The sequence below is a fragment of the Phyllobacterium sp. P5_D12 genome, from assembly GCF_054049495.1.
The window spans coordinates 1-1378 of sequence record NZ_JBFUMG010000853.1; the positions used below are offsets into that span (position 1 = coordinate 1).

Sequence of the window (1378 nt, forward strand, 5' to 3'; positions counted from 1 at the left end):
GATCAGGGCGGTCAGCAGCGAAACCAGCCCCATCTTCAGCAACAAAAGGCGCGTCCGGCTTTCTTCGCCAGCACCACGGATGAGCAACTGCCCGGCCCAGGCGGTGACTCCGGTTACCTCCAGCCCGGAGCTGACGACAAAGAGTGACGCAATGAAGACCACCGCCGGATCACCGAAGCCACCAAGCGCCTGGTTAATCGTCAGCACGCCGGTCGCCCACAGTGCCAATGCGGTCAGCATGGCCACAACGACAACTGGCAATTTGTTCCAGACGAACAGGACGACGGCAACGGCTATAATGGCGGCGGTGTATGCTATCGGGCTCAATCGCTCAATTCCTCATTTGGCCCTGACCGGGCTTTCTAGTCGCCCAGCAGTTTGGCCGTCGATGCCTGCTGGCATCCGAGTTTTTCCTTCACGGATGGCTCCGGCCGTCAGACGGCCCCGCAGGACTATCAGTCATCAAGCGTCGCCATGAGCACGCCGATACGGCAGCCCTTTTCAAACTCCGGAAGGTTTACATACTCCTTGATGGTATGAATCTCGGCCTGGCCGGAACCGATGGTAATGGTGGGAACGCCATGCTTGTCGAGCCAGTTGGCGTCCAGGCCGCCGTTGGAGAATACCAAGACTGGCTCGATGCCGAGCGTCTTGAGCGCCTTGGTCGCACGCTGTACGATCGGACTGTCCTTACCGAGTTCGAACGGTGGATAGGAAGTCACATGGCTGAATTTCAGCTCCGCAGTGTCGCCCGCCTCGTCCGTGACCTCACTTTGCGCTTTGATGAATGCTTCTTCGTAGCCTTTGGCGATCTTCGTTGCAAAGACGGATTCCGGACTGCGCGCCTCGCCCTTGATGAAGGCATAGTCGGTCACGACATTGGTCGCGTCGCCTGCGGGTTTGTTGTCCTTGCCGCCGAAGATTCCGACATTGCTCGTGCCGCGACCGTCTGACTTGACAACCTTGCCGAACCAGCCGGCCCGGCGTGCTTCGGCAAGAGCCATCGCACCGACCATCGTTGCCGATATGCCCTTCTCCGGAGCAACGCCGGCATGCGAAGCGCGCCCGGTGATTACCGCTTCCCAATTCTCCTGGCCGACAGCGCCGATGATCAGATCGGATGCCATCTGGCCATCGACATTGATGCACATGACCGCGCCGCCGAGATCGGCCGGATTAAGTTCCCGCGCACCATGCAGTCCGCTTTCCTCGCGCACGGTGAACAACAGCGTTATTGGCGGATGCGGCAGCTTGTTCTTGATAAGTGTTTCGGCGACGACGACGAGAACCGCGACGCCAGTCCGGGCATCGCCGCCAAGCGCGGTGGTGCCGTCCGAGACGATACGGTCCCCCTCGCGACGCGGCTTTGCCCCTGCAC

General features: G+C 60.4%; 2 protein-coding genes. Both read right to left on the minus strand.

Annotated elements, in window-relative coordinates:
• The coding region (locus ACXJ5O_RS27050) for an SLC13 family permease (RefSeq protein ID WP_457302606.1) at positions 1–327 on the minus strand (327 nt) is incomplete at its 3' end.
• A gap of 128 nt (positions 328–455) precedes the next feature.
• Positions 456–1378: M20/M25/M40 family metallo-hydrolase (locus tag ACXJ5O_RS27055; RefSeq protein ID WP_457302607.1), on the minus strand; the 923-nt coding region annotated here is incomplete at its 5' end.